The organism is Ditibartonella choladocola, from assembly GCF_002007565.1.
Classification (GTDB): Bacteria; Pseudomonadota; Alphaproteobacteria; order Rhizobiales; family Rhizobiaceae; genus Bartonella; species Bartonella choladocola.
This window is the reverse complement of the sequence record NZ_CP015625.1, coordinates 1,844,139-1,866,046: the sequence shown is the minus strand read 5'-3', so window position 1 is coordinate 1,866,046 and position 21,908 is coordinate 1,844,139. Positions and strand designations below refer to the sequence as shown.

Below are 21,908 nucleotides of genomic sequence, written 5' to 3'. Positions count from 1 at the left end.
TTGAAGGCAGGCGGCTAATGGCTTGAAGGCAGGCACTTGGAATTGGAAGAGTGATGGTTAAGCTAGATCGAGAAATGTTCTCACCCCGTGGCAGTTAAAACAGGGTAGGCCTTCGGGCTTGATGGCTTGAAGGCCAGTACACGGGATGGGGTGGAGAAATGAATAAGCCCACGGCAAGTTATGCTTTAGCCGTGGGCAAGACGATTATTCGGTATATTCTTGCAGCGAACGCACTTGAATTGTGCCATTCTGCAAAGCTTCTATTGCGTCAACAACCGATATAGCGCCAGACATTGTCGTGTAATAGGGAACCTTTTGCATCAAAGCCGCGCGACGCAGCGATTTTGAATCAGAAATTGCACTTGCCGTATCCGTTGTATTGAAAACAATCTGCACCTGACGGTTGCGAATAGCATCTTCAATATGCGGGCGACCTTCGAGAACCTTGTTGATCTTCTTGGCCTTAACGCCATGCTGTTCGAGAAATTTTTGTGTTCCTGTTGTTGCAAGAATGGAAAAACCGAGTTTTGCCATGCGCTTGACAGCGCCAAGGACGCGGGTTTTATCATCATCCTTGACGGACACAAAAAGTGTTCCTTCCCGTGGCAAATCATTTCCTGCACCAAGCTGCGCTTTGGCATAAGCAAGAGCAAAGCTGTAGTCGAGCCCCATGACCTCGCCGGTTGAACGCATTTCCGGTCCAAGCAAGGTATCAACGCCCTGAAAGCGGGCAAACGGGAAAACAGCCTCTTTCACAGCAATATGCGGTTTTTTCTGGGCTTTTGGTCTTCCGCCATAATAATTGATTGTTTTTTCGAGCTTTTCACCGGCCATGACACGGGCAGCCACCTTGGCAATCGGCCGTCCGATTGTTTTGGCAACAAAAGGAACGGTACGGGAAGCGCGCGGGTTGACCTCAAGAATATAGATAACGCCTTCTTTGACGGCATATTGCACATTCATCAAACCGCCAACATGAAGCGCTTTGGCAAGCTCGATTGTCTGGCGTTTCAACTCTTCAACGATTTCAGGCGATAATGTGTGAACGGGGAGCGAACAGGCCGAGTCACCCGAATGGATACCGGCTTCCTCGATATGTTCCATAATACCGGCAACGAAAGTATCTTCGCCATCGCACAGGCAATCGACATCAACCTCGATTGCATTGGTGAGGTAGGTATCGAAAAGAAGAGGATTCTTGCCAAGAAGTGTATTGATCTGGCCGGTTTTGTCGTTCGGGTAATGAGCCTTGATTTCTTCAGGAACCAGTTCGGGAACAGTGTCGAGAAGATAGGATTGCAAATTACGCTCGTCATGGATGATTTGCATGGCGCGGCCGCCAAGCACATAAGACGGGCGCACAACCAGCGGAAAGCCCAGATCATTGGCAACAAGGCGCGCCTGTTCAACCGAATAGGCAATGCCGTTTTTAGGCTGCGTCAAATCAAGCTTGATGAGCAGTTTCTGGAAGCGGTCGCGGTCTTCTGCGAGATCAATAGCATCGGGCGAGGTTCCAAGTATCGGAATGCCGGACTTTTCAAGCGAGGCTGCAAGCTTCAAGGGGGTTTGTCCGCCGAATTGGACGATAACGCCGACAAGCTCGCCTTTTTCTTTTTCCGCTTCGAGAATTGAAAGCACATCCTCGGCAGTCAACGGCTCGAAATAGAGCCGGTCGGATGTATCATAATCTGTCGAGACAGTTTCCGGATTGCAATTGACCATAATCGCTTCATAGCCGGCATCATGAAGTGCAAAAGCGGCATGACAGCAGCAATAATCGAACTCTATACCTTGTCCGATACGGTTAGGGCCGCCACCAAGGATAACCACCTTTTTCCTGTCGGAAACATCGGCTTCCGAACGCATTTTACCGGCGAAAGGCACTTCATAGGTCGAATACATATAAGCAGTCGGTGAAGCAAATTCGGCAGCGCATGTATCAACGCGCTTATAAACCGGCTTTACATTGAGTTCATGGCGCGCTTTTGTAACCTCTTCGGTTTCAAGACCGGTAATGCTGCCAAGCCGCGCGTCTGAAAAGCCCATGGATTTGAGCATACGGAAATTCTCCGCATCTTTCGGCAGGCCTTGTTCGCGCACACGCTGTTCCATGTCGACAATCGAGGCAATCTGTTCAAGAAACCACGGGTCGATTTTGCTGATCTGGTGAATTTCGTTTAATGGCATGCCCATGCGCATAGCCTGCGCAACAAAGCGCAAACGATCAGGCGTCGGTGTGCCGATAGCGGCACGGATAGCATTTTTCTCATCGCCTTCAGCGTGTTCGGGAATAGAGATTTCGTCAAGACCGGTTAAGCCGGTTTCAAGCCCGCGCAAGGCTTTTTGCAAAGATTCCTGAAAAGTACGGCCAATTGCCATAACTTCACCAACCGATTTCATCGCCGTGGTCAAAGTATGCGAAGCACCAGGGAATTTTTCAAAGGCGAAACGCGGAATTTTGGTAACGATATAGTCGATTGATGGCTCGAACGAAGCCGGTGTTGCACCGCCGGTAATATCGTTTTCCAATTCGTCCAATGTGTAGCCGACAGCCAGTTTTGCGGCAACTTTGGCAATCGGAAAACCGGTCGCTTTCGAGGCAAGGGCGGAAGAACGCGAAACACGCGGATTCATTTCGATCACAATCAAACGGCCATTTTCCGGATTGACTGCAAATTGCACGTTGGAACCGCCGGTCTCGACACCGATTTCGCGCAAAACCGCAATCGAGGCATTGCGCATCATCTGGTATTCTTTGTCGGTCAAAGTCAAAGCCGGTGCGACTGTAATCGAGTCACCGGTATGAACGCCCATAGGGTCAAGATTTTCGATCGAGCAGACGATGATGCAATTGTCCTTTTTGTCGCGAACAACTTCCATCTCGAATTCTTTCCACCCCAGAACACTTTCTTCAATGAGAACTTCTGTGGTTGGCGAAGCTTCAAGCCCGCGTTCGATAATTTCATAAAATTCCGAACGGTTATAGGCAATACCGCCACCGGTTCCACCAAGCGTGAAAGACGGGCGGATAATTGCAGGAAGTCCCACAACATCGAGAGCTTGACCGGCTTTACCGGTTGCATGGGAAATATAACGCTGTTTTCTGTCGCCTTCGCCCAGATGCCAATCATGTTCGAGTTTTTCGAGTGCCTTATCAAGCTCGTCACCTTCAAGCTCCGCCTTGAGCTTGTCGCGCATTGCGTCGTGGCGTTTGCGATCTTCTTCCTTGATTTCGGTTGCATTGGCAAGCATGGATTTCGGTGTTTCAAGACCGATTTTTGCCATGGCTTCACGGAACAATGCACGGTCTTCGGCTTTGTCGATTGCCTTGGCATCGGCCCCGATCATCTCGACATTATAACGATCGAGAACACCCATACGTTTTAGCGATAAAGCGGTGTTCAAGGCAGTTTGCCCGCCCATAGTGGGAAGCAGCGCATCCGGCTTTTCGCGGGCAATAATTTTGGCAACAACTTCCGGTGTTATAGGCTCGATATAAGTGGCATCGGCAAGATCCGGATCGGTCATGATTGTTGCCGGATTTGAATTGACCAGAATGATCCGGTAGCCTTCTTCTTTCAAGGCTTTACAGGCCTGCGTTCCGGAATAGTCGAATTCGCAGGCTTGACCGATAACAATAGGCCCCGCACCGATGATGAGAATGGATTTTATATCTGTGCGTTTTGGCATGGCTGCATCCTATCGCAAACACCCGCGCAGGAAAAAACTGGCAGGTTCAACATTTCTTTTTTTAAGGCTAAGCCTGCCTTATAGGTAAAGTCGGCGTGAAAGTAACCCCCTAAATTTTGCTTTTCCTAATTTTTTTTGCTTTACTAAGGGCGGGAGCCTTCTCTTCCTGGAGGAGGAAGTTATATGCTCTTTAATAATGTAAGCGCGAGGAGTGGCTTATGCGGTGGGAAGGTGGCAGACAAAGTGACAATATCGAAGACCGTCGTGGCGAAGAAAATAGTGGTGCAAGTCCGGTTTTTCGCACAGGTTTGAGCGGCATCGGTTTTGCATTATTGTCGCGTGGCGGTTTCAAGGGAATTTTCATTCTTGCTGTTATTTTCTTCGGGCTCAGCCTGTTCGGCTACAGTCCGACGCGTTTTCTGTTCGGTGATGGCGCGCTGGTGAACGAACATAGTGCGTCATCGGGAACGAAAACACCGTTACAGACAAATGACAGGCGCAGCCGGTTCATCGCAACGGTTCTTGCCGAAACGGAAGATACATGGGGTGATATATTTCGTCGGCATAATGCCAAATATAAGCCCCCCATACTCGTGCGTTTTTCCGGCGCGATTGATTCGCCATGCGGGCTTGCAACGGCAGCCGTTGGCCCTTTCTATTGCCCTGCCGATCAGAAACTTTATCTTGATGACGAATTTTTCGACAAACTGGCGACCCATTTCGGCGCACCGGGGGAATTTGCCCAAGCTTATGTTATTGCGCATGAGGTCGGCCACCATGTCCAGAATCTGACCGGCGTTCTTGACCGGATGAATAAAGCGAGGGCGCGCGCCGATACTTCGACTGCCAATGCGCTTTCGGTCAAAATAGAATTACAGGCCGATTGTTATGCCGGTGTGTGGGCGCATTCGACAGAAGATGACGGGCTATTGGAAGAAGGCGATGTCGGGGCGGCATTGAATGCGGCGGCAAAAATCGGCGATGATACGCTACAAAAACAAACACAAGGCTATGTAGTGCCGGATAGTTTCACTCATGGCACTTCCGCACAAAGAGTGAATGCTTTCAAAACCGGTTACCAATCAGGTAAAATGGAATCATGTGACCATTTTTGAAAGATTATGGCGAATTTAAATCATTCCGCGCGATTTGGAACAGTCTGCCCGTGCCGTTTCAACCCCTCCCTTTATGTTGTTTCAAATCCTGCTTTCAAAACTGTTGCGAGTGTAGTTCTTTGCCTGATTTATGTTCGGGGGCCAATTTTCCAAAGCAAATATAAAAGCACAATAAATAGTCGTGCAGCGATCATTGCCGGTCGTGGCCGCCATCCGCTCCCGATTGTTATTTCTACATAACCAAAAGAGTGCTTCCACATGTTATGACTGCTGACATAATGTGAATGATGACCGGCTGTGAATGATAGGGGCGTCAAATCCGGATTTTGGTTGTAAAACTATCAGAAACAGTTATTGGCAAATATAACCGGTTTTAAAAATTTACATGTTCATGGCTTTATTATCCATCTTTTGGCTTTTCTTGCCCGATTATTCGGCCTATTAGGCTTTTTAAAAGCAGCACGGAAACTCGTTATGTCGCAAAGTCTCGATGCAAAATTTGTTCACAAGGGACTTGTTCTGGTCTTCATCACGCTGTTACTGGATATTATCGGCATTGCGATCATTGTGCCGGTTATGCCGGAATATTTAAGCCAATTGACCGGCGACAGCATCAGCCGCGCTTCGGTTGACGGCGGTTTTCTGCTCATGGTCTATTCGACCATGCAATTTCTGTTTGCTCCCTTTATCGGCAATCTTTCCGACCGTTTCGGCCGACGGCCAATTTTACTATTATCCATTATTACTTTTGCGATCGATAATTTTATTTGCGCCATTGCGTGGAGCTATTCCATGCTTTTTATAGGAAGAATTCTTGCCGGTATAAGCGGCGCCAGTTTTTCCACCTGTTCGGCTTATCTCGCGGATATTTCCGACGATAACACCCGCACACGCAATTTCGGTCTGATCGGCATTGCATTCGGTGTCGGCTTTTTTCTGGGGCCATTGATTGGCGGCATTCTGGGAGAAATGGGGCCGCGCATTCCTTTCTATTTCTCGGCCGGATTGTCGTTCGTCAATTTCATTTTCGCCATGTATATGTTGCCCGAAACCTTGCCAGCGTCACTACGCCGCCCCTTTGACATCAGAAGGGCAAATCCGGTTGGCGCATTGCTGGAATTGCGGCATTATCCGACTGTGCTTTGGGTTGCTTTTGCTTTCTTCCTCTATTGGCTTGCAGAAGCGGTTTGGCCTTCAACTTTGGCTTTTATGGCGAAAGAACGTTATGGCTGGAGTGAATTTTCCATCGGTTTTGCCTATGGTGTTTTCGGCATCGGCCAATGCATAGTGATGGGATTGCTTTTACCTTATATGACAAGGCATTTGAGCAACTGGAAAATTTCTATGGTCGGGCTTCTCTTTGCGCTTGTAGGCATGGTCGGTTACACCTTCGCCTTTGAGGGTTATATGCTTTATGTCGTTTTTCTTTTCACTATGCCGGAATATATCGCCCACGTGCCAATGCGCTCGATTGCCTCTTCCCAAGTGCCAGCCAATGCGCAAGGTGCGCTTCAAGGTGCTTTGACATCAATAACCTCCATCACGTCGATGATCGGGCCGATATTCTATACGTCGATTTTCAGCTATTTCACCAGCGACACAGCACCGTTCAAATTTGCCGGCGCCCCTTGTGCAACCGCATTTTTCGTGTTGCTCGCAACAACATTGGTCTTCGGCTTTTTTGTTCGTGAAGATAAAAGTCCGCGTTTGACAACATATCAACTTGACGATCATCAGGAAAAATAAAAAGCCTGACGGAGTTTTTCCATTTTTTTCGAGAAAACAGGTGGCGTGTTCAAAAGCGGATAGCGCGTTTTATGCGAATTTTTTTGAGCTATGCGGTTCGTATTCCGGTTTAAACATGATGGTTCAAAAAAAAACGCATTTTGCCCACCGAAACATACGCTATATCATGTGGTCGTTTGCAACGCGTTTTTTAAAAATAGAATTAAAAATACCGGCTAAATAGATAATAAAAAACCCGCAAAAAGTTGCGGGTTTTTAAAACTCTGGAACTTCTGCGCTTTTATGAAAGCGCCAATAAGTTGAACAGAAGCTTATCGTTTCACCAATTATGCCGCTTTTTTATGTTCGCGGATCATTTTTGCAAATTGCTGGAACAGATAATGGCTATCCTGCGGACCGGGCGAAGCCTCAGGGTGCTGTTGCACCGAAAAGACGGGCTTGCCGACAAGCCGGATGCCGCAATTGGAACCGTCAAACAGCGAGATTTGTGTTTCTTCGACACCTTGGGGAAGGGTTTTTGCATCAACCGCAAAGCCGTGGTTCATGGATACAATTTCCACCTTTCCGGTTTCTTTATCCTGAACCGGATGGTTTGCACCATGATGTCCCTGATGCATTTTGACGGTCTTTGCACCCATTGCCAGAGCAAGCAATTGGTGACCAAGGCAAATGCCGAACATCGGAATGCCTGTCTCGACGAGCTTTTTAATCATCGGAACAGCATATTCGGCTGTTGCTGCCGGATCACCTGGGCCATTCGACAGGAAAATGCCATCGGGATTCAATGCCAATATTTCTTCAGCCGTGGTTTTTGCAGGAACAACGGTGACACGTGCTTCAAGTCCGGCAAGCAGGCGCAGAATATTGCGCTTTACGCCGTAGTCGACCGCAACAATGTGAATATCTTTCTTCTTTTCGTGACCATAGCCTTCATTCCATACCCATGGCGTTTCATCCCATTCGGATGATTGGCCTTCGGTTACATCCTTTGCAAGGTCAAGCCCGACCAAGCCGCTCCACTTGCGAGCGCGTTCCTTCAAAGCCTCGACATCAAAAACGCCGTTCTTGTCATGGGCAATCACTGCATTGGTAAGGCCGTTTTCGCGAATAAACGAGGTTAATGCCCGTGTATCAATGCCGCAAAGAGCGATGATGCCGCGCTGGGTGAGCCATTTGTCAAGACCTTCTGCAGCGCGATAATTCGACGGGTGGGTAATATCGGCTTTGAAAATAGCACCCACAGCACCATGGCGCTGTGCCGGTGTCAGATCTTCTATATCTTCGGCATTAGCGCCGACATTACCGATATGCGGGAAAGTAAAAGTTACAATCTGGTCGGTATAGGAAGGGTCGGTGAGAATTTCCTCATATCCGGTCATTGCAGTGTTGAAGCAGACTTCCGCTTCAATGGAACCGGTTCTGCCCAAACCTTTACCTTCAATGACGGTTCCGTCTGCTAATACCAAAAGCGCAGTGGGTTTTGTGGAGCCCCAGGGTAAAGTCGTTTTTGCTGTATTGGTCATCGCTCACTCTCGATTAAACGTTGGTTTGAAACGGCGCGTTTATTGTTCGCACTAAAATGCCGCAAGCAAACAGAATTTGCTGGGCGTTCGAGTTTTCCAATCTTCGGCTAGGATTTGTGATATAGGAGCTTTGAACGGCAAGGTAAAGAGCAACGAAAGTCTTTTTCAAGGCTTTTTCGATTATTTTTAATGCTTTCCATTGCATGAACGGCAGCGATTTTGTAGACCATGAGGAATTTCCACAGGAGGGAACAGAACCATGTTGCGTGATGACATTAATAATGCGTTGAAAACTGCTATGAAGGAACATGATAAAGCCCGCCTTTCAACCCTTCGTCTTATCAACGCAGCCGTCAAAGACCGCGATATTGCCAATCGGGGCGAGGGAAAGCCCGCCGTTGATGACGCTGAATTGCAGTCCATTCTCGCCAAAATGATAAAGCAACGTGAGGAATCGGTTAAACTTTATAACGAAGGTGGACGGCCGGAACTGGCAAAAGCCGAAAGTGACGAAATCAATGTTATTCGCGAATTTTTGCCCCGCCAATTGGACGATAGCGAAGTTGATAAGGCAATTTCCGAGGCACTGGAGGCCACAAGCGCAGAAAGCCTGCGTGATATGGGCAAGGTCATGGCCTGGCTGAAAGAACGCTATAACGGGCAGATGGATTTTGCAAAAGCCGGTAGCGCCATTCGTGAAAAACTGAAATAAGGTCGAAGGTTTATCTTCCGTTTCGGGAATAACCGGAATTTTCAAACCGGTACTTTTTAAACAAGCACTTTGGCATAAAAAGCGCATTGGTATAAAAAGCACTTTTGTCAAAATTCACTTTGAAAGCACTTGAAATTCGCTTTGAAAGCACAAAGGCACCCCGAACGGGTGCCTTTTATGTTTTATGATTTTAGGGAACTATTCGTTCACCTCGAAACGGCCTTTGCAAAACGGGATTTACGAAACGGGGTTTGATTTCGTAAAACTTTACGAGCGGATCAACCGGCCAAGCCAGATAAGAATGCAGGCCCCGATAAAGCCGGAAATCAAATATCCGAAACCACCGGCAAAAGTCACACCGAAAAGGCTGAACAAGAAACTCGCCAGTGACGCGCCGACAATGCCGAGAATGATATTCACAATAAGGCCGGTATTACTTTTCATAAAAGTTTTGGCTGCCCAACCGGCCAACCCGCCAATAATGATGGCGGCAATCCAACCCACACTTGCGTCGTGCATAAATGTCTCCTTTAATACGAGCAAATTTTATTAAAAAAGGTTAGGGCGGGCTTCCTCTTCTTCAAGTGGCAGGAAAATATCATCATTCATTTTCCATGATTGTCAAAATCTATGATTGGCAGAAAAATATGTGCCCATTTTCGGTCAACGCCGGTGCGACCGTTGTGCAGTCATAAAGTCTGTTTTATTCGGCCTTGAATCGCGCCGGCAAAACAGCCGTTAAACGAGATATAGCCTTTTTCGTTCAGCTTGGGTTTTAAACTTTTATCGACTGTTCAAGGTGGTCTATTTGCGTTATCCGCTCGATTTGTGTCCGGTTTTTCAATGACATGTGAAACAGATGGCATTTTAAAACAAATGCTTAACCCTCTTTTCAGGCGAGGTGTTGGATTCGGCTGCAAGAATGGTTAAATTAATAAAACCGGAACCGGAGACTACGAGAAGTAATGCGTTTTTCACCCGATTTTCTCGACGAGATACGTGCGCGCCTGCCAATTTCAACCGTGGTAGGGCAAAGGGTGAATTTTGACCCTAAAAAAAGCAATGTTTCGCGCGGCGATTTTTGGGGTTGCTGTCCTTTCCATGGTGAAAAAACACCAAGCTTCCATTGCGAAGACCGAAAAGGCCGTTACCATTGTTTCGGCTGCGGAGCGAGCGGTGATATTTTTACTTTTGTTACCGAGATTGATGGCATTCCTTTTCCCGAAGCAGTCGAGCGGCTTGCCAATCAGGCCGGTGTTCAAATGCCGGTGCGCGACAAGGATGCAGAGAGACAGGAAAAGATCAAAAAAGATCTTTATGATGTCATGAATATTGCGTCCGCCTTTTTTCAAAGCAAGTTGAAATCGCAGGAGGGAAGCCTCGCCCGCAGCTATCTTGAAGGGCGGCAAATGCCCAAAGCAATGATTGATCGTTTTCATATCGGTTTTTCGCCGGATTCGCGCAATGCTTTGAAGGATGCACTCATTGCCAGAGATATTTCATTAAAACAGATGGAAGAGTGCGGGCTGGTTGTTGCTACCGAGGATGGCACAACACCTTATGACCGGTTCAGAAACCGCATCATGTTTCCCATTGCCGATTTGCGTGGACGCATTGTCGCTTTCGGCGGGCGGGCAATGGACAAGAATGTACGGGCAAAATATTTGAATAGTCCGGAAACAGTGCTCTTCCATAAAGGTAAAATGCTTTATAATGCCGCCACTGCCCGGAAGGCCGCGCAGCCGAAAGCGCAAGAAAGCGCAAAGCCTGTCTATGTTGTCGAAGGTTATATGGATGTGATTGCCATGGCAAAGGCCGGAATTGAAACGGCCGTCGCCCCCCTTGGCACAGCTTTGACCGAAGATCAGATAGCGCTTTTATGGCGCATGACGCCCGATCCGGTCTTCTGTTTTGATGGTGACGAGGCAGGCATTCATGCGGCTTTTCGCGCGGCAGAACGCATTTTGCCGGTTTTGAAAGCCGGTGTTTCTGCCCGTTTTATTCTGCTTCCCGATGGCAAAGACCCCGATGATATTGTAAAGGTGGGCGGGGCAGACAGTTTGAAAGTCGAGCTATCAAAAACCATCCCGCTTTCCGAATTGTTGTGGCGCAGATATACGTTCGGCCAAACATTTGAAACGCCGGAAGCGCGCGCGGCTCTCGAGCGCGAGATCAAGTCGGTCATTTTCACGATCAAGGATGAAAGTTTACGCCATTATTATTTGCAGGACTTGCGTGAACGCTTGCGCAATCTGTTTCGCCCTGCTTTTTTCAAAAATAATGGCAAGAATTATCGTGGTAACCGGAACTTGAACACTATTGGCGGCGGGCCAAGTGCAAGTTTGGCCAATTCCAATCTTGTAAAAAATTCGGCAAGTTTCATTCCGCTCAGGGAAGCGGCGATTTTGATGACTTTGGCTTCCCATCCCGAACTCTGGTATGAAGACTTTGAAACCTTGGCCAAGCTTGAATTGCAAAATCCTGCTTTAATCGGCCTTCATCGTGCAATGCTTGAAATTATGGGCGAGTGGCAGCCTGATGATGCCGATGCAATGATGAAGCTTTTGAAACAAAAAGGTCAGGGGCAAATTCTTGGTCAGATCCACGATGTATTGAAGAAGCTCGGCTTCCGCTGCGCTTTTGCCGAAGCACCTATCGAAGATGCCAGAGAAGCCTTAAAGCAGGCTGTCTACTTGCATCTGCGCGCGCATAACCTACATAAGAGGTTACGAGACATCGAAGCCGAATTATTGGAAAAGTCGGATAGCGGGATGTTTTCCCTGCTCGGTGATGTAAAATCAGAACTCGAAAAAACCGAAGCTGTCGAAGCTTTGATTGATGGTTTTGGACGATGGAAAGAAGACGAATCAGAACAGAATGAGTCGGAAAAATAATAAATGATTCGCTTTTTGTCCGCGAATCAGCCACGAAAGCCCAGTTGTGCTATAATAGGCTGGAAAAATATCTGTTTAGAGTATCAGAGTGAGGTTAATGAGGCGGGGAACTTATCTTTTAATGACGATATGGCACGGGTGCAAGTGCTATGGTATTTTGGAACATTTCTGGAAGATCGGTGTTGAAGAAAAATCAGGCAGGATTTTTGCAATCTCTTGAAAAGAAAATCTCCTACATTAATCTTTTTTAAAAAAATGGCGGCTTTAAAAGTTTTTCAATTGAAAGATAGGCCGCCGAATTTGCGGGCAAGTTGGCCAGAGATAACGGCTGTAAGTGAAGAATGAGTAGAAAGTTGCAAAACACAATTCTTGAATGTGCGATGTGACCGAGCGGAGTTAACACGGAATGGCAACAAAGGTAAAACAGACAGAAAATGCAGAGACCGAGCGCGAGGTTAGCGGCGATGGTCCTCTTTTGGATCTGTCCGATGATGTCGTAAAGAAAATGATCAAGGCTGCGAAAAAACGCGGTTTTGTGACAATGGACGAATTGAACGCTGTTCTTCCTTCAGAAGAGGTAACTTCCGAGCAGATCGAAGACACAATGGCCATGTTGTCCGACATGGGTATCAATGTTGTGGAAGACGACGAAGAGGCCGAAGCCGAATCCGGTTCCGAAGAGGAAGAAACATCCGAAGGCGGCGAACTGGTGGAAGCTGGTGGTCGGGCGCTTGCAACAACATCAAAACGTGACCAGAACGACCGGACAGATGATCCGGTGCGCATGTATTTGCGTGAAATGGGTGCTGTCGAACTTCTTTCTCGCGAAGGCGAAATAGCGATAGCCAAACGTATCGAGGCCGGTCGCGAGACGATGATCGCAGGTTTGTGCGAAAGCCCGCTTACTTTTCAGGCGCTTATTATCTGGCGTGAAGAACTCAATGAACAACGCATTCTCTTACGCGAGATTATCGACCTTGAAACCACTTATGCAGGACCTGAAGCAAGACAGGCACCGGTTATCGAACATATCGAGGATTTGAAGCCCAAGGAAGAAGCTCCCAAGCGTGTGGCTCACGATGACGATGATATAACCGATGTCGGCGGGGAAACCATCGAGCCGGATGAAGATGACGAGGATGACGATGAAAACAATCTGTCGCTTGCAGCGATGGAAAACGAACTTCGTCCTCAAGTTATGGAAACTTTGGACTTCATCGCCGATACTTATGTAAAATTGCGTAAATTGCAGGATCAGCATGTTGAAAGCAGTCTCGCCGACCATGACGAAGGCGCGCTGTCTCCTGCGCAAAAGAAAAAATACAAACAGCTCAAGGATGATCTGGTCAAAGCGGTCAAATCATTGTCGCTTAACCAGAACCGTATCGAAGCGCTGGTTGAACAGCTCTATGACATCAACAAACGTTTGGTAAAAAGCGAAGGCAAGTTGAAACGCCTTGCCGATTCTTACGGTGTGCGCCACGAAGAATTCCTGAAACAATATCAGGGGCGTGAAATGGATGCCGATTGGGTCAATTATATTTCCACATTGCCCGGTCATGGCTGGAAAGAATTTGCCACAAGGGAAGCCAAAACCATTCAGGAATTGCGCAGCGAAATTCAGATGTTGGCGCAAGAAACAGCAATTTCGATCGGCGAATTTCGCCGTATTGTCAATCAGGTCCAGAAGGGCGAGCGCGAAGCTGCCATTGCCAAAAAGGAAATGGTTGAAGCCAATTTGCGTCTCGTTATTTCGATTGCCAAGAAATATACCAATCGTGGTTTGCAATTTCTTGATCTTATTCAGGAAGGCAATATCGGCTTGATGAAAGCTGTCGACAAATTTGAATATCGCCGTGGTTACAAATTTTCCACTTATGCAACATGGTGGATCCGTCAGGCCATTACCCGTTCGATTGCCGATCAGGCTCGTACAATCCGTATTCCGGTTCATATGATCGAGACGATCAACAAAATCGTGCGCACTTCACGCCAGATGTTGCATGAAATCGGGCGTGAACCGACACCGGAAGAGTTGTCGGAAAAACTCGCTATGCCACTTGAAAAAGTGCGCAAGGTTCTGAAAATTGCCAAAGAGCCGATTTCTCTTGAAACGCCCGTTGGTGACGAAGAAGATTCCCATTTGGGCGATTTTATCGAAGACAAGAACGCGCTATTGCCAATTGATGCAGCCATTCAGGCGAATTTGCGCGATACGACCACACGTGTTCTTGCCTCTCTCACCCCTCGTGAGGAACGCGTTTTGCGTATGCGTTTCGGTATTGGCATGAATACAGATCATACTTTAGAAGAGGTCGGACAACAGTTTTCGGTTACCCGTGAACGTATCCGCCAGATCGAAGCAAAAGCATTGCGCAAGCTCAAACATCCGAGCCGTTCACGCAAGTTGAGAAGTTTTCTCGATTCATAAGATTTATGCAAAAGGCGCGAAATCTTGCGGTTTCGTGCCTTTTCGTTTTTCAAGCAAGGACAAACCATGTCATTTTTGCAGAGGCTTTTTGGCAAATCTCCATGCGCTTCAAATGAAAACGCAGAAATCGACGGCGGCCAAACAGAATATAAAGGCTTTATCATTTCCGCGACGCCTTACAAAAATGAAGGCCAGCTCCAGAGTTGTGGCGTTATTTCAAAAACCGTCAATGGCGAGACCAGGAGCTACCGCTTCATCCGCGCGGACCGTTTTACCAATCTCGATGATGCCATCGCCATGATTCATATCAAAGGCCGCCAGATTATTGACGAGCAGGGCGAGCGTATTTTTGAATAATAGCCGGTTTTCGGTATTTGCAACAGCATGCATTTGTCGTGAACCGAAAAGCCCGCACCGTTTCCGGCTTATTACGGCAACAAGCTTTGAACGAAAGCCGGATGAAAGAATTGAGCATGGACAATCTTCCATTCTATAAAACGAAATCGTTGGAGCAAATGACTCCTGAAGAATGGGAAAGTCTCTGCGATGGTTGCGGGCTGTGCTGTTTGCAAAAGCTGGAAGATGAAGATAGCGGCGAAATTTTTGTAACCGCTGTTGGCTGCCGTTTGCTTGACGCGGAAACCTGCCAATGTAGTGATTATCAAAATCGCAAGTCGATTGTTCCCGATTGCCTTTATCTTGACATCGAAATGGTGCGCTCGGTGCGCTGGTTACCGGAAACTTGCGCCTATAAGCTGGTTGATGAAGGAAAAGACCTGCCGTCATGGCATCACCTTGTTTCGCATGATCGGGAAAGTGTGCACCAGGCCCATATTTCCGCCCGCGATAAAATTCTCGCTCATGAAGACGATCTTATCTCGGACGAAGATTATCTTGATTACATCATCGGCCCGATTAACGGCTGACGTTCAAGGATTTTGAGACACTTGTTCCGTTTGCTTGTCGGGATAGGTCTTTTGAAGAAACGCGGGAGATATGACGTAAAAATCGTGATTGTGGATAATAACGGCAACAATCGGAAGTTACAGTGAGCATTTGTTAAGGCCGTGACAAACCTATCGGAATTTTCGTGTCAAAAACCGAAGCTTTCCCAAATCGACCCAATTGAAGCCTTATGAGAATACCCCCCTTTATCCGAGAACTTCTGCGAATTTTTAAGGAAAGAAAAATCCTTGAAAGTTTATTTGGGCTTGAATGCCACTCCTCTTTATGGTGTGCTTCATAAGTGACGCGTGTTCCTGTCCGGTAAGATTGGTGTGCTCATAGTCTCATGCTTCATAGTCTCTCGCTTGCAAACATCTTACCAAATTGACCGGCGAGACCAAGCCACAGACTAAACCTATGGCCGTTTTCCCGATAAATGCTATGCCGGAAGCTAACCAACGAATAGCAGCACCGGAAGCAGTTCTCATTATTGTTCGATAGCGAATGTTATTGTCACATTGACCTTGTAATCAAGTTCGCCGGAAGAAAAATTTGTTTCATTCCGATATGCTGTGGCACTTGCATTCATAAGACGGGGCATCATCATATTGCCTGAATTATCTTCAGCAATGGTAATGACGTTTCCAAGTTTCACATTTGCACTTTCAGCCAAAGTTTTGGCCTTGGCTATGGCTTCCGCGACAGCTTTTTTCCTTGCATTTGTCAGGTAAGGCTTTGTATCGGCATTGGTAAACGTAATACCGTTTACAGAATTGACACCCAACTTCATCGCTTCATCAAAAATCTTGCCGGCCTTGTTTATATCGCGCACACGCACGCTCAAACTATTGGAAACACGGTAAAGAGGTGTATTTGCCTTTTTGTTTTTTTCTTGTTCCTCGACACGGTAAATAGAAAGCCCCGAAGTCATCAGATCGGCATTTTCGATCCCATCTTTCTTGAAAGCATCAAGAACCTTGTTCATTGTTCCATTATTGGCACTCAATGCAGAATCGGCGGTTTCCCCTTCGGTCTCGACAGCAAGGTTGATAATTGCAATATCGGGTTTTGCCTGTTCGTCTCCGCTTGCCTGAACAACAACGACAGGTTCTGTTTTATTCACATTTTGCGCATGAAGAGCAAGCGGCGAAGTGGCACACAAAAAGGCAGCACAAGCAGCAATTATTTTGGCGTTGCGGGGGAAAATACGGGACACTGTCATTTACTCCTCATTTTCAATAAGTCTCTGTCTTTTAGATAGAGTTTCAGGGGCGAGATAAAAGCGCGAAGCGCTAAAATTTTCAAAAAGATGAATAAGTTGACATGGGGGCACTTGTGCTGACGAAAATTTTAGGTTATTGCGGGGCTTCCGTGGGGCCTGTAGCTCAATTGGTTAGAGCCGGCGGCTCATAACCGCTTGGTTGGGGGTTCGAGTCCCTCCGGGCCCACCACCTTCCGTTTATCCCTATAATATATTGTTTTTATTGTCTTATTTATAAGGCGGGTAGAAAGAGATTCATATTTTACCCTGTTTTTATAATTTGCGAGTGGCAAGCGTTTTGCTTGCGCCACTGTAGCCGGTCGCGCGGTTTTGCAGTATTTGACATGAGCTTTTGCAGAAAACCGTTTTTATAAAAAACATTTATCACTTGAATTATTTTCACTACATGCATGGGAGCTATGGCGCATGTTTTAGCGACTGCTTGTAAGTGGGAAACGAAGAATAGGATAAAGTATCGTCGGGGAGTGGTTTTAAAAAAAACATCTCGAACGGCATAATTAAGAAGTCGGCAATACAGCGCTCCTTTGCCTCTTGGAGCATTGTCCGGGCGTTTGTTTGTCGATATGGCTGGTTTATAACAGAATTTCTACGTCTATATCGCTTTGTGGTATTTGTTCAAAGCGGCAAGAATGTTTGTTTGTCAGGCATTTTCTCCCGAACTTTTGTAAGATTGGTTCAATTCAGACGAACCGGAATTTGTCTGCGTTGACCGATAGTGTGCCAAGCAAAAATATTTGAAAAACCGGCCTCTAAAACTCCGATTATAAAAGCCGGTGACTCTCTTCAGATTTGAAGTCGAAATCCTTGACTCTGCTACCTGATGGGAACATCACATTCCTGCAAAAGGAGTGAGAAGAAGTGAGTGAAGTTAGACAAAAAGACTATCAACAAGATGAAATTGACCATCTGATTGCAGATTATAATGGTGATGTTAAAACCCTGATTTCAAGGCTTTTGGACGAGCGTCAAATGCTCATCCGCCAAGTTGAAGTTGCTGCCTGTGCCATGTCTTTCGGTTACGGGCGCGGTTGGAAACCGAAAATTCCTGTAAAATGAGTCTTTAGTGTTTGCCCCTTTTCCGTTGCGGTGCATTTCATTTAAAGCCGCAAATTCTTTTTTAAATTTCGGGGTCAGTTTATAAAAAAGCGCGATGTCTAAATTCATTAGACTCGCGCTTTTTTAGATTTTCATGTTTGAAGTTGCCATCAAACAAATTTTAAATCCGGAGTGATTTTGCGGAAATGATAACCGGAAATCGGTTTGTTTTGATGTTCGATATAGCTTCATTGAATTTCACCGGATTTTCGATGTTCACTGCATTTGCTATAGGCAATCGGAACCGGATTTTTTAGAAAATATATCCGTCGCGAGAAAATTTTCGTATTTTCGTTATCGACAGAGCGTGAAGGCGGGCATTCCAACGGAAAAACAAAACTTGCTTTCTTTCAGAATGTTCTGGAAAGAAAAATGGCGCAGAAATATGGGGCTCAGTCAAAACCGGTAACGACAATCAATTCGGCAATAATAAAGTTTCCCGCTTTAGCGGTTAAAACCGCGTTTTAAAGCTGTTCTATTGTTCATATTTTTCGGCGCGGACGCTTTTAACAGTTTTGATAACAAGATCGGGAATTTGCGGATGCCGCAAGATGATAACGCGATGGCGATCATTCTGTGGAATGCGGTGAAATTATCGTTATACAAACGATCTATTGAACAGCACCGTCCTTGCTCTTTATCAAAAATACCCATACCATAACTTTAAAATGGCCATAGTTTTTAAACAGCCATAGTTTTTAACGGCTTGGCTTTTTCGTCAAAAGCTTGACAATATGCGAGGGGAGCCGCGAGCCGACGGATTCAGGAGGAATAAGAATGAAATTATCGGATAATGGTCTTTTGAAAGACAAATGCCTGATTGATGGCAAATGGCTTTCTGCAAAAAGTAATGAAACAATTGCCGTTACCAATCCCGCAGATGGTACAGCCGTTGGAAGCGTCCCTTCACTTTCGGCTTCGGAAGTTGAAAAAGTTATCGAGGCTTCAAATGCTGCACTTGAACAATGGCGTGTGAAGACAGCTTCCGAACGATCGAAGATTTTGCGCAAATGGTTTGATCTTATGATTGCCAATGCAGATGATCTTGCAATGATTATGACCAGCGAACAGGGTAAGCCGCTAAAAGAAGCGCGCGGCGAAATCATCTATGCTGCCTCCTTTGTCGAATGGTTCGCAGAAGAGGCCAAGCGCACTTATGGCGATACGATTCCCTCGCCCCAGGCGAAACAACGTATTACCGTTATCAAACAGCCTGTCGGCGTAACCGCTGCAATTACACCGTGGAATTTTCCTGCGGCCATGATTACGCGCAAAGCTGCACCCGCACTTGCTGCGGGTTGCACGATGATTGTGCGGCCTGCAAGTTTAACGCCGCTCACCGCGCTTGCATTGGGTGAACTTGCAAATCGTGCAGGGATACCTGCCGGAGTTTTGCAAATTATCACGGGTAAATCTTCGACGATCGGTAAAGTGTTGACAGATAGCAATGTGGTACGAAAACTGTCCTTTACCGGTTCGACAGAAGTCGGGCGGACACTCATGGCCGAATGTGCACCGACGATCAAGCGTATTTCGCTGGAACTTGGCGGTAATGCACCTTTCATAGTATTTGATGATGCGGATCTTGATGAAGCGGTTAAAGGAGCAATTGCATCGAAATATCGCAATGCCGGACAAACCTGTGTTTGTGCCAACCGTCTTCTTGTTCAGGAAGGCATTTATGACGCCTTTACCAAAAAACTTGAACAGGCAGTCAAAGCTTTGAAAATTGGAGACGGACGCAAATCCGATACCGATATAGGGCCAATGATTGAAGAAAGTGCCTTGGACAAAGTTGAGGCGCACATTGCCGACGCTGTAAAGAAAGGCGGTAAGCTTGTTTGTGGTGGTAAAAGACTTGGTGGCCTTTTTATAGAACCTGCAATTGTAACCGGAGTTACGCAGGATATGCGCTTTGCCCATGAAGAAACGTTCGGACCGGTTGCACCTTTGTTCAAATTCAAAACGGAAGATGAAGCCATCAATATGGCGAATGACACAATTTTTGGTCTTGCCGCCTATTTTTATACCCGCGATTTCAGCCGTGCAGTCAGGGTAAGCGAAGCTCTCGAATATGGAATGGTCGGGCATAATACCGGTTTGATTTCCAACGAAGTCGCTCCCTTTGGTGGTGTCAAACAGTCGGGCCTCGGACGTGAAGGGTCAAAATACGGCATAGAAGAATATCTGGAAGTCAAATACATATGCAGTGCTCTTTAATGATCGCAGCCCATATGCAGGAGAAGTGATAAAGCCGATGAAAAAGCCGCAAGTTTAAACTTGCGGCTAAAGCTGAAAAAACAAGTTTCAACACCATCTTGAAGATGGAAGAGGAGGGAATATGCAAGAGTTCACTTTTGACGCCGTGCCGTCAATCACCGTCAAGTGGGGCGGTGCGCAGCAATTGGGAGAATTTGTTGAACAATATTATGAAGAGCGGAAGGTGCTTATTGTCACCGATGGCAGTCTTCATAAAGCAGGCCTTCTTGAAAAACCGAAGTTATCATTGGAAAAGGCCGGTTTCAAAGTTGCTGTGTTTGACAAAGTGGTTGCCGATCCGCCGGAAAATATTGTGCTTGAATGCGTAGAAAAAGCAAAAGCGGCAGGAATTAACATTGTTATCGGTTTGGGTGGCGGATCATCTATGGATGTTGCCAAGCTCTCGGCTGTGCTTATCCGTTCGGATCAGAAATTGCAGGATCTTTATGGCATTGGCAAAGTAAAGGGTAGCCGTTTGCCACTTATTCAGATACCGACGACGTCCGGTACCGGTTCGGAATCTACCAATATTACGATTTTGACAACCGGCGAAACAACCAAGATGGGTGTTGTTGCCAATCAGCTTTATGCCGATAGAGTTCTTCTGGATGGCGAATTGACAGTCGGTCTGCCAAAATTGCAAACCGCTGCCACCGGTATCGACGCGATGGTTCATGCTATTGAAGCCTATACCGGAAAATTGAAAAAGAACCCGCTTTCCGATGCTTTTGCCCGCGAAGCACTAAGATTGTTGTCGGCAAATATCGTAACTGCTTGCAATGACGGACATAATAAAGAAGCTCGTCAGGCAATGCTGCTTGGAGCAAATCTGGCCGGCCAAGCTTTTGCAAATTCGCCGGTCGGCGCAGTTCATGCTTTGGCCTATCCGTTAGGTGGCCATTATCATTTGCCGCATGGCCTTACCAATGCACTCATGCTCGGTCCGGTTTTACGGTTTAATATGAAAGCGGCTGCCCATCTTTATGCGGAGCTTGGTGATGTTGTTGGTACTCATGCAAAAGGCACTGAAATAGAACGCTCCAAAGCTTTTGTCGAATTCATGGAAAAATTGATGAGGGAAACCGGTGCGCCACGCCATTTAAAAGAAGTGGGCGTGACAGATAACAGTTTGGCACTACTGGCAAACGACGCCATGAAGCAAACAAGATTGCTTGTCAACAATCCCGTCGAGGTGACAGAAGCCGATGCACTCGAACTTTATCGGCAAGCGTTCTGATTAACGCTTTTTTTGAGACACGTTGAATTGGTTCCATAACCCGTCAAAAACGGGTTATGGTTTTTTTACGCTTGAACTTTAATGGATGGTGAACCCGAATTTATTTCCCGTTTCTACCTTTGTGAAGCGAGCTTTCCTCGATCATTTTCGCATCAAAAAATTGGTGTTTCACCGGTGTTTCTGTTCAAACCCGATTCAAGCTTAATCGTTGAAAAGATCTATTTGAAACGCCGGTTTTACGTTCTTGCCGTCGGCTGTTCTTTAACGCTCATATTGTCTTTGTTTCTCTGTATCGTGTTTTAAGCCGTCCGGTGAAAGGAAAATATATGGCCTGAAGGAAAGGAAAAAACCGTTTTAACAAGCACAATATAGGCTTTGGACAAATGGAAATGATGGGGCAGGGCAAATATGATGGGGCAGAGGAAAGGGGAAGGGAAAATTGGTTTTCAGCCTGATGCAAAGCGAAAGACCTACAATAAGAAAGAGACAATGGCGAAAAAGGAAGAGGGAATGAATAAACAAGGCGGGAATGGGCGATTGAACGATTGAAGCGAAAGAACCGGAAATGAACAAAACAGGAGGGAAATAATGATAGTGAATGGTTGAAGAGCTTCTAAAGGATAATGAAAATGTGTGGGGGAAACAGAAGCACGGGCGAGGGGGCACAGATAAATTGAAGCGCTGTTAATGCCTTTGAGAGAAGAAGCGTTAATTTTGGCTAGATGTGCAGGCAAGAAAAACCGACAGAAAAAACCGAACCATAAAAACCGAGCCAGAAAAAACCGAGCCAGAAAAAACGGATAAGAAAAACGGATAAGAAAAACCGACAGGATAAGAAGAGACAGAAAAAAGGACAAGAAAAAACGGGCAAGAAAAAAGGACAAGAAAAACGGAAGCATGTTGTTGTTCCGCTTATATTATTGCCCGTTTTTTTAAAACCGGATTAAAAATGTTCTTAACCGAAGAGCCGCACGACCGG

Annotated in this window: 14 protein-coding genes and 1 tRNA gene; 11 read left to right on the top strand and 4 right to left on the bottom strand. The window is 46.5% G+C overall.

Annotated elements, in window-relative coordinates; all coding sequences use genetic code 11:
* Positions 1–204: 204 nt before the first annotated feature.
* Complete coding sequence (carB, locus tag BBC0122_RS08290) at positions 205–3,690, bottom strand: carbamoyl-phosphate synthase large subunit (RefSeq protein ID WP_077992908.1); 3,486 nt, start codon at positions 3,688–3,690, stop codon at positions 205–207.
* A 218-nt stretch (positions 3,691–3,908) separates the two neighbouring features.
* Between carB and ypfJ the strand changes: the two genes are divergently transcribed.
* Together ypfJ and BBC0122_RS08275 are read left to right on the top strand one after the other, a co-directional pair.
* A complete protein-coding gene (ypfJ, locus tag BBC0122_RS08285; protein ID WP_077992906.1) occupies positions 3,909–4,805 on the top strand; it encodes a KPN_02809 family neutral zinc metallopeptidase in 897 nt (298 codons plus the stop codon).
* Positions 4,806–5,279: 474 nt separating this feature from the next.
* The gene (locus BBC0122_RS08275) at positions 5,280–6,551 is read left to right on the top strand and encodes an MFS transporter (RefSeq protein ID WP_077994603.1); all 1,272 of its coding nucleotides are present in this window, start codon (positions 5,280–5,282) and stop codon (positions 6,549–6,551) included.
* Between the two features lie 326 nt (positions 6,552–6,877).
* Here BBC0122_RS08275 and carA read toward each other — a convergent pair whose 3' ends face one another.
* Positions 6,878–8,074, bottom strand: a complete 1,197-nt coding sequence (gene carA / locus BBC0122_RS08265; RefSeq protein ID WP_077992899.1) for a glutamine-hydrolyzing carbamoyl-phosphate synthase small subunit — start codon at positions 8,072–8,074, stop codon at positions 6,878–6,880.
* A gap of 259 nt (positions 8,075–8,333) precedes the next feature.
* Here carA and BBC0122_RS08255 point away from each other — a divergent pair, with 259 nt between their 5' ends.
* The gene (locus tag BBC0122_RS08255; RefSeq protein ID WP_077992896.1) at positions 8,334–8,786 is read left to right on the top strand and encodes a GatB/YqeY domain-containing protein; all 453 of its coding nucleotides are present in this window, start codon (positions 8,334–8,336) and stop codon (positions 8,784–8,786) included.
* A 267-nt stretch (positions 8,787–9,053) separates the two neighbouring features.
* On the opposite strand, the gene BBC0122_RS08250 is transcribed toward BBC0122_RS08255, so the two are convergent.
* Complete coding sequence (locus BBC0122_RS08250; protein WP_077992894.1) at positions 9,054–9,305, bottom strand: GlsB/YeaQ/YmgE family stress response membrane protein; 252 nt, start codon at positions 9,303–9,305, stop codon at positions 9,054–9,056.
* A gap of 446 nt (positions 9,306–9,751) precedes the next feature.
* Here BBC0122_RS08250 and dnaG point away from each other — a divergent pair, with 446 nt between their 5' ends.
* The 4 genes from dnaG to BBC0122_RS08230 all read left to right on the top strand — a co-directional run bounded on the left by dnaG (position 9,752) and on the right by BBC0122_RS08230 (position 15,037).
* Positions 9,752–11,680 (top strand): DNA primase, encoded by a 1,929-nt coding sequence (dnaG, locus tag BBC0122_RS08245; protein ID WP_077992892.1) that lies wholly within the window; start codon positions 9,752–9,754, stop codon positions 11,678–11,680.
* Positions 11,681–12,086: 406 nt separating this feature from the next.
* Positions 12,087–14,111 (top strand): RNA polymerase sigma factor RpoD, encoded by a 2,025-nt coding sequence (gene rpoD, locus BBC0122_RS08240; RefSeq protein ID WP_077992891.1) that lies wholly within the window; start codon positions 12,087–12,089, stop codon positions 14,109–14,111.
* Between the two features lie 66 nt (positions 14,112–14,177).
* Positions 14,178–14,468 (top strand): HlyU family transcriptional regulator, encoded by a 291-nt coding sequence (locus BBC0122_RS08235; RefSeq protein ID WP_077994600.1) that lies wholly within the window; start codon positions 14,178–14,180, stop codon positions 14,466–14,468.
* 101 nt (positions 14,469–14,569) lie between these two features.
* On the top strand, positions 14,570–15,037 hold the full coding sequence (locus BBC0122_RS08230; protein ID WP_077994598.1) for a YcgN family cysteine cluster protein: 468 nt from the start codon (positions 14,570–14,572) through the stop codon (positions 15,035–15,037).
* Between the two features lie 506 nt (positions 15,038–15,543).
* On the opposite strand, the gene BBC0122_RS08225 is transcribed toward BBC0122_RS08230, so the two are convergent.
* On the bottom strand, positions 15,544–16,278 hold the full coding sequence (locus tag BBC0122_RS08225; RefSeq protein ID WP_077992889.1) for an SIMPL domain-containing protein: 735 nt from the start codon (positions 16,276–16,278) through the stop codon (positions 15,544–15,546).
* A gap of 152 nt (positions 16,279–16,430) precedes the next feature.
* Here BBC0122_RS08225 and BBC0122_RS08220 point away from each other — a divergent pair.
* From BBC0122_RS08220 to BBC0122_RS08205, 4 genes are all read left to right on the top strand, one after another.
* Positions 16,431–16,507: transfer RNA gene (locus BBC0122_RS08220), tRNA-Ile, on the top strand.
* 689 nt (positions 16,508–17,196) lie between these two features.
* Positions 17,197–17,394, top strand: coding sequence for a hypothetical protein (locus tag BBC0122_RS08215; protein WP_077992888.1), 198 nt, complete (start codon positions 17,197–17,199; stop codon positions 17,392–17,394).
* An 816-nt stretch (positions 17,395–18,210) separates the two neighbouring features.
* Complete coding sequence (locus BBC0122_RS08210) at positions 18,211–19,653, top strand: NAD-dependent succinate-semialdehyde dehydrogenase (RefSeq protein WP_077992887.1); 1,443 nt, start codon at positions 18,211–18,213, stop codon at positions 19,651–19,653.
* Positions 19,654–19,774: 121 nt separating this feature from the next.
* On the top strand, positions 19,775–20,929 hold the full coding sequence (locus tag BBC0122_RS08205) for an iron-containing alcohol dehydrogenase (RefSeq protein WP_077992885.1): 1,155 nt from the start codon (positions 19,775–19,777) through the stop codon (positions 20,927–20,929).
* The last annotated feature ends 979 nt before the right edge of the window (positions 20,930–21,908 follow it).

Coding starts and splice junctions, on each gene's coding strand:
- BBC0122_RS08210 (WP_077992887.1), top strand. CDS start 18,211: ATGAAATTATCGGATAATGGTCTTTTGAAAGACAAATGCCTGATTGAT.
- dnaG (WP_077992892.1), top strand. CDS start 9,752: ATGCGTTTTTCACCCGATTTTCTCGACGAGATACGTGCGCGCCTGCCA.
- rpoD (WP_077992891.1), top strand. CDS start 12,087: ATGGCAACAAAGGTAAAACAGACAGAAAATGCAGAGACCGAGCGCGAG.
- BBC0122_RS08250 (WP_077992894.1), bottom strand. CDS start 9,305: ATGCACGACGCAAGTGTGGGTTGGATTGCCGCCATCATTATTGGCGGG.
- BBC0122_RS08205 (WP_077992885.1), top strand. CDS start 19,775: ATGCAAGAGTTCACTTTTGACGCCGTGCCGTCAATCACCGTCAAGTGG.
- carA (WP_077992899.1), bottom strand. CDS start 8,074: ATGACCAATACAGCAAAAACGACTTTACCCTGGGGCTCCACAAAACCC.
- ypfJ (WP_077992906.1), top strand. CDS start 3,909: ATGCGGTGGGAAGGTGGCAGACAAAGTGACAATATCGAAGACCGTCGT.
- BBC0122_RS08275 (WP_077994603.1), top strand. CDS start 5,280: ATGTCGCAAAGTCTCGATGCAAAATTTGTTCACAAGGGACTTGTTCTG.
- BBC0122_RS08235 (WP_077994600.1), top strand. CDS start 14,178: ATGTCATTTTTGCAGAGGCTTTTTGGCAAATCTCCATGCGCTTCAAAT.
- BBC0122_RS08225 (WP_077992889.1), bottom strand. CDS start 16,278: ATGACAGTGTCCCGTATTTTCCCCCGCAACGCCAAAATAATTGCTGCT.
- BBC0122_RS08230 (WP_077994598.1), top strand. CDS start 14,570: ATGAAAGAATTGAGCATGGACAATCTTCCATTCTATAAAACGAAATCG.
- BBC0122_RS08255 (WP_077992896.1), top strand. CDS start 8,334: ATGTTGCGTGATGACATTAATAATGCGTTGAAAACTGCTATGAAGGAA.
- carB (WP_077992908.1), bottom strand. CDS start 3,690: ATGCCAAAACGCACAGATATAAAATCCATTCTCATCATCGGTGCGGGG.